This window comes from Variovorax paradoxus (genome assembly GCF_000834655.1).
GTDB lineage: Bacteria > Pseudomonadota > Gammaproteobacteria > Burkholderiales > Burkholderiaceae_C > Variovorax > Variovorax paradoxus_F.
In genome coordinates this window covers 32348-46436 of sequence record NZ_JXQQ01000098.1, presented here as the reverse complement: position 1 = coordinate 46436, position 14089 = coordinate 32348, and the positions used below count along the sequence as shown (strand labels likewise).

13 protein-coding genes are annotated in these 14089 nt (G+C 68.9%); 6 read left to right on the top strand and 7 right to left on the bottom strand.

Going from position 1 to position 14089, the window contains the following annotated elements:
• The first annotated feature begins 117 nt into the window (after positions 1-117).
• Positions 118-828 (top strand): DUF3053 domain-containing protein, encoded by a 711-nt coding sequence (locus tag RT97_RS28515; RefSeq protein WP_042582225.1) that lies wholly within the window; start codon positions 118-120, stop codon positions 826-828.
• Here the strand turns inward: RT97_RS28515 and thiL are convergent, their stop codons facing one another.
• The 5 genes from thiL to apaG all read right to left on the bottom strand — a co-directional run bounded on the left by thiL (position 829) and on the right by apaG (position 7006).
• The gene (gene thiL / locus RT97_RS28510; protein ID WP_042582224.1) at positions 829-1791 is read right to left on the bottom strand and encodes a thiamine-phosphate kinase; all 963 of its coding nucleotides are present in this window, start codon (positions 1789-1791) and stop codon (positions 829-831) included.
• Between the two features lie 150 nt (positions 1792-1941).
• Positions 1942-3156: a YbdK family carboxylate-amine ligase gene (locus RT97_RS28505; protein ID WP_042582223.1), complete on the bottom strand. Its 1215-nt coding sequence runs from the start codon at positions 3154-3156 to the stop codon at positions 1942-1944.
• Entirely contained in the window at positions 3153-4424 is a 1272-nt protein-coding gene (locus RT97_RS28500; protein ID WP_042582222.1) for a cation:proton antiporter, read from the bottom strand. Before RT97_RS28500 ends, RT97_RS28505 begins: the two co-directional genes overlap by 4 nt.
• Positions 4421-6403, bottom strand: coding sequence for a site-specific recombinase (locus tag RT97_RS28495; protein ID WP_042582221.1), 1983 nt, complete (start codon positions 6401-6403; stop codon positions 4421-4423). Before RT97_RS28495 ends, RT97_RS28500 begins: the two co-directional genes overlap by 4 nt.
• Before the next feature lie 207 nt (positions 6404-6610).
• On the bottom strand, positions 6611-7006 hold the full coding sequence (gene apaG, locus RT97_RS28490) for a Co2+/Mg2+ efflux protein ApaG (RefSeq protein ID WP_042582220.1): 396 nt from the start codon (positions 7004-7006) through the stop codon (positions 6611-6613).
• A 60-nt stretch (positions 7007-7066) separates the two neighbouring features.
• On the opposite strand from apaG, the gene rpe reads away from it, so the two are divergent.
• The gene (gene rpe, locus RT97_RS28485) at positions 7067-7759 is read left to right on the top strand and encodes a ribulose-phosphate 3-epimerase (RefSeq protein ID WP_042582219.1); all 693 of its coding nucleotides are present in this window, start codon (positions 7067-7069) and stop codon (positions 7757-7759) included.
• Here rpe and RT97_RS28480 read toward each other — a convergent pair.
• On the bottom strand, positions 7749-8021 hold the full coding sequence (locus tag RT97_RS28480) for a hypothetical protein (RefSeq protein WP_042582218.1): 273 nt from the start codon (positions 8019-8021) through the stop codon (positions 7749-7751). The genes rpe and RT97_RS28480 overlap by 11 nt on opposite strands.
• 155 nt (positions 8022-8176) lie before the next feature.
• Here RT97_RS28480 and RT97_RS28475 point away from each other — a divergent pair, with 155 nt between their 5' ends.
• The 3 genes from RT97_RS28475 (at position 8177) to ligD (ending at position 12812) form a co-directional block, all read left to right on the top strand.
• Positions 8177-9175, top strand: coding sequence for a succinylglutamate desuccinylase/aspartoacylase family protein (locus RT97_RS28475; protein ID WP_042582217.1), 999 nt, complete (start codon positions 8177-8179; stop codon positions 9173-9175).
• Between the two features lie 65 nt (positions 9176-9240).
• Positions 9241-10227 carry a Ku protein gene (locus RT97_RS28470; RefSeq protein WP_042582216.1) on the top strand — a complete coding sequence of 329 codons (987 nt, stop codon included), beginning with the start codon at positions 9241-9243 and terminating at the stop codon, positions 10225-10227.
• An 11-nt stretch (positions 10228-10238) separates the two neighbouring features.
• Positions 10239-12812, top strand: coding sequence for a DNA ligase D (ligD, locus tag RT97_RS28465; protein ID WP_042582215.1), 2574 nt, complete (start codon positions 10239-10241; stop codon positions 12810-12812).
• 15 nt (positions 12813-12827) lie between these two features.
• Here ligD and RT97_RS28460 read toward each other — a convergent pair whose 3' ends face one another.
• A complete protein-coding gene (locus tag RT97_RS28460) occupies positions 12828-13646 on the bottom strand; it encodes a transglutaminase-like domain-containing protein (RefSeq protein ID WP_042582214.1) in 819 nt (272 codons plus the stop codon).
• Between the two features lie 290 nt (positions 13647-13936).
• Here RT97_RS28460 and RT97_RS33565 point away from each other — a divergent pair, with 290 nt between their 5' ends.
• A complete protein-coding gene (locus RT97_RS33565; protein WP_172672265.1) occupies positions 13937-14089 on the top strand; it encodes a hypothetical protein in 153 nt (50 codons plus the stop codon).

Here is a 14089-nt window from a genome sequence, read left to right as displayed (position 1 = left end):
ATCTCGGTGGTCACCAAGCGCGGCCATTCGCTGTCGGTCGCGGCGCGTGCGCTGATCGATGCGATCAAGCGCTCTCTATAATTTTTCGATCCACACAAACCGGGGAGGGCCCGTCCCATGAGAACCTTCATTCAACGCATGGGCGCCCTGTCGCTCGTCCTGGCCTTCAGCCTCGTGCTCGCGGCCTGCGGCAACAAGGAGGCCGAGCAGCGCACCGCGTTCATCGAGTTCCTGCAGACCCGCGTGCTCGACAAGCCCGGCCTTCGCGTGCCGTCGCCGAGCGAGGAGCAGAAGAAATCGTTCGGCGACTACGCGCAGCACTACGCGGTGATCACCGATTTCAACGAAGGCATGAACAAGTCGGTGAGCCAGCCGATGGGCGACGTCATGGCCAAGGGCGCGCTGCGCTCCATCGGCGACCTGGCCACGCGCCGCGACGACCTGAAGGCCGCGAAGGAAGGCCTGGCCGGCCTGCGCACCGCGCTCGACCAGCAGCTGGCCAAGGCCGATGCGGCGCGCGCGCAGCTCAAGCAACCCGACGACCTGAAGCAGGTCTACGACAAGGCCTACGAGAAGACCGTCTCGGCGCCCGCCGCCACTTTCAAGGAAGTGTTCCCCGCGCTGGACACGACCTTCGACGGCGCGCTGGCCGTGGGCGACTTCCTGCAGCAGAACAAGTCGAAGATCCAGATCTCGGGCGCCTCGGTCACCGTGACCGATCCGGCCGTGCAGGCCGAGCTCAACAAGATGCTGCAGAACCTCAATGGCCAGTCGGCCGCGATCAACGCCGCCCAGCGCAAGATGCAGGCGATGGTGCGCGGGAGCTGATCAGGCGGCGAAGTGGTCGAACGACCCGAAGCGCTGGGCCACCGGCGCGCCGCCCGCGTCCACGATGCGAAGGCCTGCTTCGGCCTCGATGCGGCCGATGCGCGTCACGCGCGTGGCGCTGTCCTTGCCGGCCTGTTCGACCGCGGCGCGCGCCGACGGCGGCGCGGTGAAAACGAGTTCGTAGTCGTCGCCACCTGACAACGCGCAGGTGCGCAGCATCTCGGTACCCAGGCCCGTCGTGCCGGCAGCTGCGACCGTGCTCACGGCCGCATCGACGTCGAGCGTGGCACCCACGTTGCTCGATGCGAGGATGTGTCCCAGGTCGCCGACCAGGCCATCGCTCACATCCACCGCCGACGACGCGATGCCGCGCAGCGCCTGCCCCAGCGCTACGCGCGGCGACGGTTGCTCCATGCGCAGGCGGGCCTCTGCGAACACGTCGGCGGGCAGCGCGACCGTGCCGCGAAAGACCTCCAGCGCAAGCCGCGCATCGCCGAGCGTGCCGCTCACCCAGATGTCGTCGCCTGCCCGCGCGCCCGATCTCAGCAGCGCCGCGCCGGCCGGCACTTCGCCGAACACCGTGATGCAGATGTTGAGCGGGCCGCGCGTGGTGTCGCCGCCGACGAGTTCGCAGCCGTGTTCGTCCGCGAGCGCGAAGAGACCGCGCGAGAAGCCTTCGAGCCAGTGCTCGTCCACGCCGGGCAATGCGAGCGCGAGCGTGAAGGCCAATGGCCTGGCGCCGCACGCCGCGAGGTCGCTGAGGTTCACCGCCAGCGCCTTGTGGCCCAGCCGCGCAGGCTCGACGGTCGAGAGAAAGTGCCGGCCTTCGACGAGCATGTCGGAGGACACGGCGAGCTGCATGCCCGGCGCGGGCGCGAGCAATGCGCAGTCGTCGCCCACGCCGAGCGGGGAGCGCTTGGCGGGGCGCTTGAAATAGCGTGCGATCAGGTCGAATTCACCCATGAGGGTGGAGCATAAGGGGTGCGTGCAAGGCGCCGTCTTTCTCCCTCCCCTTGCGGGGAAGGGCCGGGGTGGGGCGAGTGAGGGACCCATCGAGCGCTGTGCGCGCCCCCATCCCAACCTTCCCCCAGAGGGGGAAGGAGCAAAGCGGATTCAGGCAGCGCCGCGGAACCTGAGCGCCGCCTGCCGCACCACCTCCGCCAGCAACCGCTCTTTCCCCTGCTTCTCCCGCAGCCAGCGCGCATCGTTGCGGTTGGCTTCCACGCTGGTGCGCAGTTCGCCCAGCGCCTGCGTGGCGTTGAGTGCCTCGCTGTGCCATTCGAGCTGCGTCATCGTCATGAGGATGTGCTCGCGCAGCGGCATGTGCTGGCCGCTGGCCGGGTCGACGTACACCGCGTCGAGCCCGAAGCGGCAGGCCTGGAAGCGGTTGTAGGTGTAGACGAGGTAGTCGTCCTCCGTCGGCTCGAAGGGCTGCTCCTGCAGGAACCAGGCGGCGAGCGACTGCACGTAGCCTGCGAGCGCGGCGGCGCGCTCCACCGTCAAGGGCGTGTCGAACACGCGGATCTCGATGGTGCCGAACTCGGGCTTGGGGCGGATGTCCCAATAGAAGTCTTTCATGCTGCGCACGACGCCGGTGCGGGTCATGCGCTCGAAGTAGGCCTCGAATTCCTTCCAGCTCAACGTGAACGGCGCCCGGCCGGAGAGCGGGAATGCGAACACCGAATTCAGCCGCGCCGAGTCGAACTGCGTGTCCTGCCCCTGCACGAACGGCGAGGAGGCCGACAGCGCGATGAAGTGCGGGATGTAGCGCGACATGCGGTGCAGCATCAGCAAGGCCGCGTCCGCATCGGGGCAGCCGATGTGCACGTGCTGGCCGAAGATGGTGAACTGCTTGGAGAGGTAGCCGTACAGCTCCGATAGCTCGCGAAAGCGCGGCTTGTCGTAGATGCGCCGCTCGTGCCATTGCTGGAACGCATGCGTGCCGCCGCCGACCACCGCGATGTTGAGCTTGTCGGCGTTCCTGATGAGCGCCTCGCGGATCGGCGAGAGCTGCTTGATCACGTCGGCCGCCGAGTGGCAGATGTCGGTCGAGATCTCGATCATGCTCGAGGTCATCTCGGGCACCACGCTGCCCGGCAGCGGCGTCTGCGCCATCAGGCGCAGCATGTCCTCGGCGTAGGGCGCGAGGTCGTAGTCGTGCGTGTTCACGAGCTGCAGCTCGAGCTCCACACCGAGCGAGAGCGCCTCGGACTTGTTGAAGGGCTCCAGCTTGACGGCGCGGCTTTCGGGGTCGCTGGGCAGCGGGGCCGAGCGCACGTCGTCGCTGTCGGGGTCGATAGTGGGGGTGTTGGGGAGGGCGGTGCTCATCGCTGCGTGTCCTCGGTGGTGCTGAAGGCCTGGGGCGCCCAGGGCACCGAACTCTCGCCGACGGCATGGATGGCCACGGTGGCGAGCACGGCGCCCACCACTTCCATCAGCAAGATCGACGGCAGGGCGACCTGCGTGATCATGGTGCCGAGCAGTGGCGACGCGGTGGCGAAGTTCGATGCGATCAGGAGGGCGATCGACGACAGCGGCGACATCGCGCAGCCGACCCAGAAGGCCTGCTTCCAGCTCGCGCCGCTGCCGGGGTTGGCAATGGCCACGCCCGAGATCTTGGCGACCATGCGCACGCCGATCACGGCCAGCACCACGCTGGCCACCGGCAGCGTCCAGTCGGCCTGCGCCGCCACGATGGACACCAGCACGAACATCAGCATGGTGAGCAGCGAGGCGGCTGTGCCCAGCTGCCGCTGCCACGCCCAGGGCTTGGGGTTGAGCGTCTTGAGCAGCACGCCGCCGATCAGGGCCGCCAGGGGCGCCGAGCCGCCGATGTGCGCGGTGAGAGCCGCGCCGGCCGCGATGATGGCCAGCAGCAGGATCGAGGTGTTCTCGCTCGTCGGGCTCATCACGCGCAGCGCGGTGCGCAGGGCCAGCGCCATGACCGCGCCGACCACGAACGAGAGGCCCAGCACCACCGCCACCGGGTAGAGCTTCTGCAGCATGGTCTGCGGTGCGCGCTCGATGAGGCCCGCCTGCGCATAGCCGAGCGCGAGCGCATAGAAGGTGTTGAGCGTGGCCAGCGTCATCGCCCGCTCGGTGACGGGGCCCGCGGCGCGGGTGTCGATGATCACGCGGCTGAGCACCGCCGGCGAGGCGACGATAGCCATCAGCGCGATCGGGTTGGCCACGGGCTCGGGCAGGCCCAGCAGCGTGAGCACCCAGTACACGCCGAAGTAGGTGAGCGTGGCTTCGAGCAGGCTCTGCACCAGCACCATCGGGTTGTGGCGGAACCAGCGCAGCGGCAGCCGCCCGCCCGCCTCGAAGAGCACCACGGCCACGCCCAGTTCCAGCAGGAAGAGGCTGATGCCGCGCAGCGGCCAGATCGCGCCCTCGAAGCCGGCAAAGCCGACGACTGCGCCGACCAGCGAATAGCCGATCACCTTGGGCAGCCCGAGGTAGCGTCGCACCAGGTGGCCGGAGGCGGCGGCGGCCGCCAGCAGCAGCGACCACAGCACGGTGGGCAGGCCGGCCGAGGGGCGCACCCATTCGGACCAGAAACCCAGCAGATCGTTGATCAAGTTCGTCAGATTCATGCAGGTAGAAAGAAGCTCACAGGCCGGCTGCGCCAGCGCGCCCAGATGGCGCTGCGGATGCGGGCGCGGTCACCGAGGCTCACGCTGTGCGCACGCAGCGCCAGGCGAAATGCGAAATAGAAACTCACGCTCACATTGAGCGCGCCGATCACCGGAATCGCCGCCACCGCCCACCAGAGGGCTGGCTGCTGCAGCACCGACAGGCCCGTGGACGTTGCGGCCGCGGCGATCTGCCCGGCCGAGAGTGTCACGTGGCGCACATCCAGCCCGAGCCCGAAGAAACCCGCGAACGCGGGCAACAGGCCCAGCATGAGTCCCAGCGAGATGTTGGAGGCGAAGCCTGAGATGTGTGTGCGCATGAAGGTGGCCCAGCGGCGAGCCCGGGCGGCACCCAGAAAGGCGCCGATGCGGGGGTTGTAACGCATCGCGGAGTCCAGCCGATGCAGGACAAAGGCGTTTTCTGTCCATCCGGCGACGATGCTGGCCGAAAACAGCAGGATGCCGGTGAATGCCGCGAAAAGCGCGGTCGGCCCCGCGAGCGAGAGCGAATTCAGCGTGGCCGCGGCATGCGCCCCGTCGAGCAGCGGCCGCCCGAGCGCGTACTGCACCAGCAGCGCGAGCGCGGCCATCGCCGGCACCACCACCAGCACGTTGCCGAGCACCGCCGCCACCTGCGAGCGCACGAGGTTGGCCACCTCGTCGACGAAGTCGTCCACGGCGGCGTCGGACTTGATGTCGCGCAGCCGTGCCGCGAGCGCCGGCGCCGTCATCGCGGGCTGCTTGGTGGCCAGCGTCAGGTGCAGGAGCTGGATCGCGACGAAGCTCGCCGCATACATCAGGCCCGAGGCAAAGCCCGCCCAGAAGGCCGACAGCGCCAGCGCGTAGATGCCGAACTTCAGGAGCACCGTCATAGCCGTGAGCGCGCCCCCGCCCGCGGCCTTCTTCACCATCTGCAGGTAGCTCGCGCGGTCGCGGGTGATGTAGTGCTCGCCGGTCTCGGCGCTGCGCTCGGTCACCTTGGCCGCGAGCATCGACGAATTGGAGGCGACCAGCGCGCGGATGCTGTTGCGCTCGCCGCCCGCGAGCACCAGCTTGCCGACCAGCCGCGCCACGCTCGGCGCGGGCGAGGGCGACATCAGGCAGTCGAGCAGCTCGCGGATGCGCAGCACACGCTCGCGCAGCTGGCGCAGCCGGAACACCAGGCCCACCGAGATGCCGTTGTCTTCCAGGTGCGTGTAGACCGACGAGGCGCTGGCCCGGCAGGCGTCGAGCCGGTCGCGGAAGGCCACGAAGGCGGCCTGCAGTGCCTCGTCGCTTTCCGCGCCCGCGGGCTGCTCGAACATCTGCTCGCGCAGTTCGTCGAGGTCGGCCATCAGGCCGTGGAAAGGCCGCGCTTCATGGTGCTCCGCGCTGATGCGCAGGCGCAGCTCGGGCGAGAAACCGGCGGCCACCACCTGGCTGCCGCAATAGGTGACCGCGTCCATCAAGGTATGGCGCCAGCGCGGCGAGCCGTCGGCGTCCACCGTCGCGTCGGCCAGCAGCGCGCCGATGCGGGCGAGCTGCGTCTCGTCGAGCAGCGCGATCCAGCCCGCATCGAACACGCCCGGCAGCACCATGCGGAACAGGTCCGACGCATCGGTGGTCTCGGGCGTGCCGGGCAGGATCTTGCGGCGCAGCCGTTCGTTCAGTTCGCTGAAGAACGCGGTGCGCGGCGCGAAGCCGTAGTCGGCCAGGAGCGTGGTGAGGTCGACCGACTGCGTGAACACGCGCCACCAGGCGCGCAGGCGCTCGCGCAGTTCGGGCCGCGCCTCGACGGCGTCGAGCAGCAGCGAGACGCGGCCGATCGCCGCCTGGGGCGAGGCGCGGTCGCCGCGCAGCCAGTCGAAGAGGTTGATGAGCCAGATGTGGCGCTGCGCCACATCGGCCGTGGGGTCGAGGCCGGCAAGCAGCCCCTGCAAGTCGCGCGATGCGGCAGCCATGACGGTAAGAAATCCTTTTCGGGGAACACCGGGGAACCGGCTTTGCCGGGCCGCCGGTGTTGCCCCCAGTGAGGGGGAAGAAGAAGCGGTACGAAGTGCGCGCAGCCTGGGGAAATGCCAGTTCAGCCGGGCCCCAGGTGTTGCCCCCGGCGAGGGGGAAGGGAAAGCGACACGAAGTGCGCGAAGCCTGGGGGCGTGCCTCAGTGCCTAGTGAAGCACGCGGGAGACGGGTGCGCCGCCGATGTCGGCTTCGAGCACGAACATCGGCACGGGCACATCGAAGCGCTCGCCTTCCTCGGTCACCACGAAGAAGCTGCCATGCATCGTGCCGCTCGCGGCCTGGAGCCGGCAGCCGCTGGTGTAGCGGAACGATTCGCCGGGCGCCAGCAGCGGCTGCTGGCCGATGACCCCCAGGCCCTTGACCTCCTGCGGATGGCCCGAAGCGTCGTTGATGAGCCAGTGGCGCGCGATCAGTTGCGCACCCACCGTGCCCACGTTGGTGACGGTGATCGTGTACGAGAAGGTGTAGACGTTGTCCTTCGGGGAGGACTGGTCGGCTAGGTAGCGCGGCTCGACCTGGACGCTGAAGGGGCTGTGTGACATGGGGCGGATGGTAACGGAGGCCTTTCCTCGGACTTCGCCCCGCTGCGAGAATCCGGGGGTATGAGCACCCCGTTCCGCATCGCCCCCTCCATCCTTTCCGCAGACTTCGCCCACCTTGGCCAGGAACTGACCGACGTGATCGCCGCCGGCGCCGACTGGATCCACTTCGACGTGATGGACAACCATTACGTGCCGAACCTGACCTTCGGCCCGATGATCTGCCAGGCGCTCAAGCCCTACGCCAAGACGGCCGACGGCACGCCCGTGCCGATCGACGTGCACCTGATGATCCATCCGGTCGACGCCCTGGCGGCCTCTTTCGCGCAAGCGGGCGCTGACTACATCAGCTTCCACCCCGACGCATCGCCCCACGTGCACCGCAGCATCCAGGCCATCAAGGCCGCGGGCTGCAAGGCGGGGCTGGTGTTCAACCCGGGGCTGGGCCTGGAAGCCCTGGACTGGGCGATCGACGACATCGACCTCATCCTCATCATGAGCGTGAACCCCGGCTTCGGCGGCCAGAGCTTCATCGACTCGGCGCTGCGCAAGATCGAACTCGCGCGCAAGCGCATCGAGCAGAGCGGGCGCGACATCCGCCTGGAGGTGGACGGCGGCATCAAGGTGGACAACATCGCGCGCGTGGCCTCGGCCGGCGCCGACACCTTCGTGGCCGGCAGCGCGATCTTCAACGCCAAGGACTACGCCGCGGTGATCGGCGACATGCGCCAGCAGCTGGCCGGCGTCAGCGCTTGACCTTGTCGTTGTAGACGCGGTCGGCCTCGGGGCCGCGGTCGGTGTCGACCACGCCGCGCTCCACGTCTTCATGCGCCTGGCGGCCCACCTTGGTGGGCTGGCCGTCTGGGGTCTGCTGGCTGTCGGACGACTGGTCCCGCTCGTGCGGCAGGCGCGGCGCCGATTCGCCACCCTGTTCGACCTTGGTCTTGCCGCCGCCCGCGTCCTTGGTCGCGTCCTTGGGGTCGGTGGGCGGGGTCTTGCTGGTCTTGGCTTGGGTCATGCGATGGCTCCTTCGTGGCTTTGCAGACAAGCCTGCCCCGGCCGAGCCGCACCAGCGGTAGGACATGCAAGCCAGGCCCTGTAGGTGGCCGCTCGGCGCTATGAAACCGATAGCGGCTTTGCCTCCGGTGAAGGGGCTCCGCAATAATGGCCCGCATGTCTTCCGATCCTTTTGCCGGCGTGGCGACCGACAGCCTGCGCATCCACACCTTCGCCTCGCTCCAGCCCGGTCCGCGCCTGCTCGTGGTCGGCGGCGTGCATGGCGACGAGACCTGCGGCACCGTGGGCATCGAGCGCATCCTGGCCGAGTTCGACGCCGGCACGCTGCAGTTGCAGCGCGGCGAGCTCTCGCTGGTGCCCATCGCCAACCCGCTCGCGCGCCGGCGCCTGCACCGCGAAGGCGAGCGCAACCTCAATCGCCTGTTCCGCCCGACCGAGGCGCCCGCAGACTACGAAGCCCGCATCACCAACCGCCTCGCGCCAGTCATCGCGCGCCACGAGGTGCTGCTGGACCTGCATTCCTTCCAGAGCGAGGGCGAGGCCTTCGCGATGATCGGCCCGCGCGACAACACCGGCACGCTGGAGCCCTTTGCCCGTTCGTACGAAGAGGGCCAGCTCGCGCTGCACATCGGTACGCCCATCGTGGTGGAAGGCTGGCTCGACATCTACGCCGCCGGCCTCGCCCAGCGCGCGGGCGGCGCGCCGGCCGACGAGGCCGCGCTCGACTTCGGCCGCGGCACCAACGAATACATCCGCAGCTGTGGCGGCTACGGCGTCACGCTCGAATGCGGCCAGCACCAGGACCCCGAGGCGCCCGAGGTGGCGTGGCGCGCCATCCGCCGCACGCTCGCGCTGCTGGGCATGGCGCCGCTGCCGAACGACGTACCGGCCGCATCGGCGCAGCCCCGGCTGCTGCGCCTGGCCAGCGTGACCGACCGCCTGCACGAGGAAGACAGCTTCGTGCGCGACTGGGCCACCTTCGACGAGGTGCAGCGCGGCGAGCCGATCGGCATGCGGCACGACGGCACGATGCTGAACGCGCCCGACGACGGCTTCATCGTGTTTCCCAACGCGCTGGCGCAGCCGGGCGCCGAGTGGTTCTATTTCGCGCGCCCGAGCGAACGCGTGCTCGGGCCGGTGGCCGGCACGGCCTGAGGCCGCGTTCCTACACCGCGCGGCCGGGGGCGCGGCACACATTCCCAGCCTGAAGGAGTGTGCCCATGCCCGTCTCGACAAAAGCTTCCACGCCGCGCGTCCTGTGGAAGGGCGCGATCAGCTTCGGCCTCGTCCACATTCCGGTGGCGCTCTACTCGGCCACCAGCAACCACGGCATCGACTTCGACTGGCTGGACAAGCGCTCGATGGACCCCGTGGGCTACAAGCGCATCAACAAGAAGACCGGCAAGGAGATCGCGCGCGAGAACATCGTCAAGGGCGTGGAATACGAGGACGGCGAATACGTGGTTCTCAGCGACAAGGAGATCGCGGCGGCCTACCCCAAGACCACGCAGACCATCGAGATCGAGACCTTCGTGCCGGCCAACGGCATTCCGTTCGTCTACCTGGAGCGGCCCTATTACGTGGCGCCGATCAACCGCGGCGCGAAGGTCTATGCGCTGCTGCGCGAGACCCTGCAGCGCAGCGGGCGCGTGGGCGTGGCCCGCGTGGTGATCCAGACCAAGCAGCACCTGGCGGCGCTGGTGCCCGTGGGCCCCGGCCTGGTGCTGAACCTGCTGCGCTGGGGTGCCGACATCCGGGCCTGGGACGACCTGCCGCTGCCCTCGGAAGACGCGAAGAAGGCGGGCCTGACCGAGCGCGAGCTCAAGATGGCCGAGCAACTGGTCGAGGACATGAGCGCCGACTGGGACCCGGACGAATTCAAGGACGAGTTCAAGGACGAGATCCTTCGGCTGGTCGAGCGCAAGGTGAAGGCGGGCCAGACCGAGACGGTGACGCAGCCCGAGCCCGAGGAAGGCGCTTCCGAGGCCCGCGGCGCCAAGATCATCGACCTGACCGAGCTGCTGCAGCGCAGCCTGCGCGGCAAGGGCGGGGCGAAGAAGGCGGCAGCCCGCGAGGATGACGACGAGGAGGAGGGCGAAGAATCCGCGCCCCGCGCCCGGCTTCCCGCGAAGAAACGCAGCCCCGCCACGAAGGCCGCTTCGAAGACCACCGCAAAGGCGAAGCCCCGCGCCAAGCGTGCGGCCTGAGGCGCGGCGCCATGGGCACCACCGCATCGACCGCGCGCAAGGCGCTCTCGCGCTACCACGGCAAGCGCGATTTCTCGCGCACGCCGGAGCCCAGGGAGGGTGGCCGCGCGGGCAAGGGCGTGCTCTCCTTCGTCATCCAGAAGCACCACGCGAGCCACCTGCACTACGATTTCCGGCTCGAACTCGACGGCACGCTCAAGAGCTGGGCCGTGCCCAAGGGCCCGTGCCTGGATCCCGCGGTCAAGCGCATGGCGGTGCATGTCGAGGACCACCCGATCTCGTATGCGGATTTCGAGGGCACCATTCCGCCCAAGCAGTACGGTGCCGGCACCGTCATCGTCTGGGACCGCGGCGACTGGCTGCCCGAGGGCGGCAGCGATGCCGATGCGCGCAAGGCGCTCGCGGCCGGCAAGCTCAAGTTCGAACTGCGCGGCGAAAAACTCAAGGGCCACTGGACGCTGGTGCGCATGCACGGCAAGGGCGACGAGAAGCACGAGCCGTGGCTGCTCATCAAGGAGCGTGACGACCAGGCGCGCGATCTTGCCGGCTACGACGTGCTCGAGAAACAACCGGCCAGCGTGCTGACAGGCCGCGGCGTGGACGAGTTGGACCGCCCGCCGAAGAAGGTGGCGGCCAAGACGCCGGCCAAGACGCCGGCCAAGACGCCGGGGAAGAAGGCGGCGGCAAAAAAGCCTGCGAAGAAAGTCGCGCTGCCCGCCGCCTTCCAGCCCCAGCTCGCCACCCTCGCGGCCTCTCCCCCTTCACCGCCCGACGAGTGGCTCTACGAACTCAAGTTCGACGGCTACCGCCTGCTCGCGCGTATCGACAAGGGCAAGGTGCGCTGCTTCACCCGCAACGGCCACGACTGGACGGACAAGCTGCCCGCGCTGGCCAAGGCGCTCGCGAAGCTGCCCACCGATTCGGCCTGGCTCGACGGCGAGATCACCGTCGAGGGCGACAACGGCGCGCCCGACTTCCAGGCGCTGCAGAACGCCTTCGACCGCGGGGCCACCTCGTCCATCGTCTACTGGCTGTTCGACGCGCCCTTCGTCGATGGGCAGGACCTGCGGGGCGAGCCGGTCGAAGCGCGGCGCGCGCAACTGGCGCGCCTGCTCGGCAAGCGCCCGCCGGCGCCGCTGCGCCTGAGCGAAGCTTTCGATGCATCGCCGCGCGACCTGCTGGCGTCTTCCGCGCGCATCGGCTTCGAGGGCATCGTCGGCAAGCGCAAGGGCTCGCCCTATGTGTCGCGCCGCTCGCCCGACTGGATCAAGCTCAAGAACCAGCAGCGCCAGGAGTTCGTGATCGGCGGCTACACCGCGCCCAAGGGCAGTCGCTCTGGCTTCGGCGCGCTGCTGCTGGGCGTGCACGACGACAAGGGGCGGCTGCGCTATTGCGGCAACGTGGGCACCGGCTTCAACGCGGATCGCCTAGCCGACATCAAGGCCCGGCTGGACAAGCTCGCCACCGACGACTGCCCCTTCGAGCCCAGGCCGGACGGCGTGAACGCGAAGGCGCAGTGGGTCAAGCCCACGCTGGTGGCCGAGGTCTCGTTCGGCGAATGGACGCGCGAGGACCGCGTGCGCCATTCGGTGTTCCAGGGCCTTCGCGCCGACAAGCCCGCGCGCGGCATCGTGCGCGAGCGGCCGGAGCAACCCGGGGCGCCGGCTGCGGCGCCCTCGAAGAAAAAAGGAGCCAGGACACCCATGGCGCTGAAGATTTCCCACGCCGACCGCGTGATCGACGAGAAGAGCGGCATCACCAAGGGCGAGCTCGCGGCCTACTACGACGCGGTGGGCACGCTCATGCTGCCGCACCTGCGCGGGCGGCCGGTGTCGCTGGTGCGCGCGCCCGACGGCGTGGGCGGCGAGCTGTTCTTCCAGAAGCACATCCAGAACCGCGAAATCCCCGGCGTGAGCCTCCTGGACCCCGCGCTCGACCCGGGCCACGAGCCGCTGCTGCAGATCGACAGCAAGACCGGGCTCATCGGCGCCGCGCAGATGAACGTCATCGAGCTGCACACCTGGAACGCCACCTCGCGCGCCATCGACCGGCCCGACCGCATGACCTTCGACCTGGACCCCGGCGAAGGCGTCGCGTGGCCGCAGATCCAGGAGGCCACGCTGCTGGTGCGCACGCTGCTCGACGAGCTGGGCCTGCCGTCGTTTCTCAAGACCAGCGGCGGCAAGGGCCTGCACGTGGTGGTGCCGATCCGCCGGCAGTACGGCTGGGACGAGGTCAAGGGCTTCTCGCAGGCCGTGGTGGTGCACCTGGCCGAGACCATTCCGGACCGCTTCGTCGCCAAGAGCGGGCCGCGCAACCGCGTGGGCAAGGTGTTCGTCGATTACCTGCGCAACGGCTTCGGCGCGACCACGGTCAGCGCGTGGTCGGCGCGCTCGCGCCCGGGGTTGGGCGTGTCGGTGCCCGTGACGTGGGACGAGCTGCCTGCGCTGACCGGTGCCGCGCAATGGACCGTCGGCAATGCGGCCGAGCGCTTCGCCATCGGCAACAAGCCGTGGGCCGCGCTGGAGCGCAGCCGCAAGGGCATCGCCGCGGCGATGAAGATGCTCGGCTACAAGCCGGCGTAGCGGCGAGCCCTGCTGCTACTGCAGCACTTCCCTGGTCGTCACCTCGAAGCGCTGCAGCGTGTTCGCGCCGAACACCATTGTGATCGGCACGTCCGCGGCATCGCGTCCGCGCGCCATCACCACGCGGCCGATGCGCGGCGTGTTGTGGCGCGCATCGAAGGTGTGCCAGCGGTCGCCCAGGTACACCTCGAACCAGGCGCTGAAGTCCATCGGGTAGGGCACCGGCGGGATGCCGATGTCGCCGAGGTAGCCCGTGACGTAGCGCGCGGGAATGTTCATGCAGCGGCACAGCGTGATCGCCAGGTGCGCGAAGTCGCGGCACACGCCCGTGCGTTCGCGATAGCCCTCCAGCGCGGTGCGCGTGGCGCGCGCGTTCTGGTAGTCGAAGCGCAGGTGCCCGTGCACGAAGTCGCAGATCGCCTGCACGCGCCCCCATCCCGGCGGCACGGACAGGAAGTTGGCCCAGGCGAACTGCAGCAGTTCGCTGTCGACCTCGCAGTAGCGGCTGGGCAGCACGAATGGCAGCGTGTCCACCGGCAGGTCGGCGGCCGCGTGTTCGATGGCGTACAGGTCGACGGGGTCGGGCGCGCCGGTGTCGTACACGGTGGCCTGGTTGCGCAGCCGCACGCTCGTCACGCCCAGCGGCACGTGCACGCGCGCGCAATGGTTGTCGAAGCTGTCGCGGTAGTGGTCGGTCGCCAGCGGCGGACTGATGGTGATGTTCTCGCTGCCCTGGATGTCGCCGGCGCGCGAGGGGTGCACCTGCAGCATGTAGATCAACGCCGTGGGTGCGGTGACGCCGATTTCGATGTCGTAGCCGATCTGGATCTGCATTGGCTTGTTCTTCCCTGGTGAGCCGGTGGATGCGCCGGTGCGCGAGGCACAAAGAAGACGACAAGCACGATCGGTGCCGTCTTCGCTTCATGCTATGCGACGACCTTCGAAAAGCCCCACGGCCACAACCCGCGAAGCGTCGTAGTCCGCCGCGATGCGCTGTAGTCGCGCTCCTACCGCCGGGGCGCACGCTCTCCCACATGCGAGGGAGGGGCGCCACTACGGGTAACAGTCGGTGCAAAACCTAACCTTGGAGGCTCGATTCAATCGGATATTCCTTGGAGGGAATCATGGAGCTTTCTTCGCTGTTCAGTTCGCTCGGCGGCCCCCTGGGCGACGAAATCCTCGTATGGGCCGTCGCCGCGGTCGCAGGGTGCATCTGCCTGGTCGCTGTCGTGAACGTGCTCGACATGTTCATGGACAACTCCAACGAAATGGGCTGA

Bases quoted from the DNA above. Each gene is read 5' to 3' on its own strand.
- RT97_RS28515 (WP_042582225.1), top strand. From the start codon at position 118: ATGAGAACCTTCATTCAACGCATGGGCGCCCTGTCGCTCGTCCTGGCC.
- thiL (WP_042582224.1), bottom strand. From the start codon at position 1,791: ATGGGTGAATTCGACCTGATCGCACGCTATTTCAAGCGCCCCGCCAAG.
- RT97_RS28505 (WP_042582223.1), bottom strand. From the start codon at position 3,156: ATGAGCACCGCCCTCCCCAACACCCCCACTATCGACCCCGACAGCGAC.
- RT97_RS28500 (WP_042582222.1), bottom strand. From the start codon at position 4,424: ATGAATCTGACGAACTTGATCAACGATCTGCTGGGTTTCTGGTCCGAA.
- RT97_RS28495 (WP_042582221.1), bottom strand. From the start codon at position 6,403: ATGGCTGCCGCATCGCGCGACTTGCAGGGGCTGCTTGCCGGCCTCGAC.
- apaG (WP_042582220.1), bottom strand. From the start codon at position 7,006: ATGTCACACAGCCCCTTCAGCGTCCAGGTCGAGCCGCGCTACCTAGCC.
- rpe (WP_042582219.1), top strand. From the start codon at position 7,067: ATGAGCACCCCGTTCCGCATCGCCCCCTCCATCCTTTCCGCAGACTTC.
- RT97_RS28480 (WP_042582218.1), bottom strand. From the start codon at position 8,021: ATGACCCAAGCCAAGACCAGCAAGACCCCGCCCACCGACCCCAAGGAC.
- RT97_RS28475 (WP_042582217.1), top strand. From the start codon at position 8,177: ATGTCTTCCGATCCTTTTGCCGGCGTGGCGACCGACAGCCTGCGCATC.
- RT97_RS28470 (WP_042582216.1), top strand. From the start codon at position 9,241: ATGCCCGTCTCGACAAAAGCTTCCACGCCGCGCGTCCTGTGGAAGGGC.
- ligD (WP_042582215.1), top strand. From the start codon at position 10,239: ATGGGCACCACCGCATCGACCGCGCGCAAGGCGCTCTCGCGCTACCAC.
- RT97_RS28460 (WP_042582214.1), bottom strand. From the start codon at position 13,646: ATGCAGATCCAGATCGGCTACGACATCGAAATCGGCGTCACCGCACCC.
- RT97_RS33565 (WP_172672265.1), top strand. From the start codon at position 13,937: ATGGAGCTTTCTTCGCTGTTCAGTTCGCTCGGCGGCCCCCTGGGCGAC.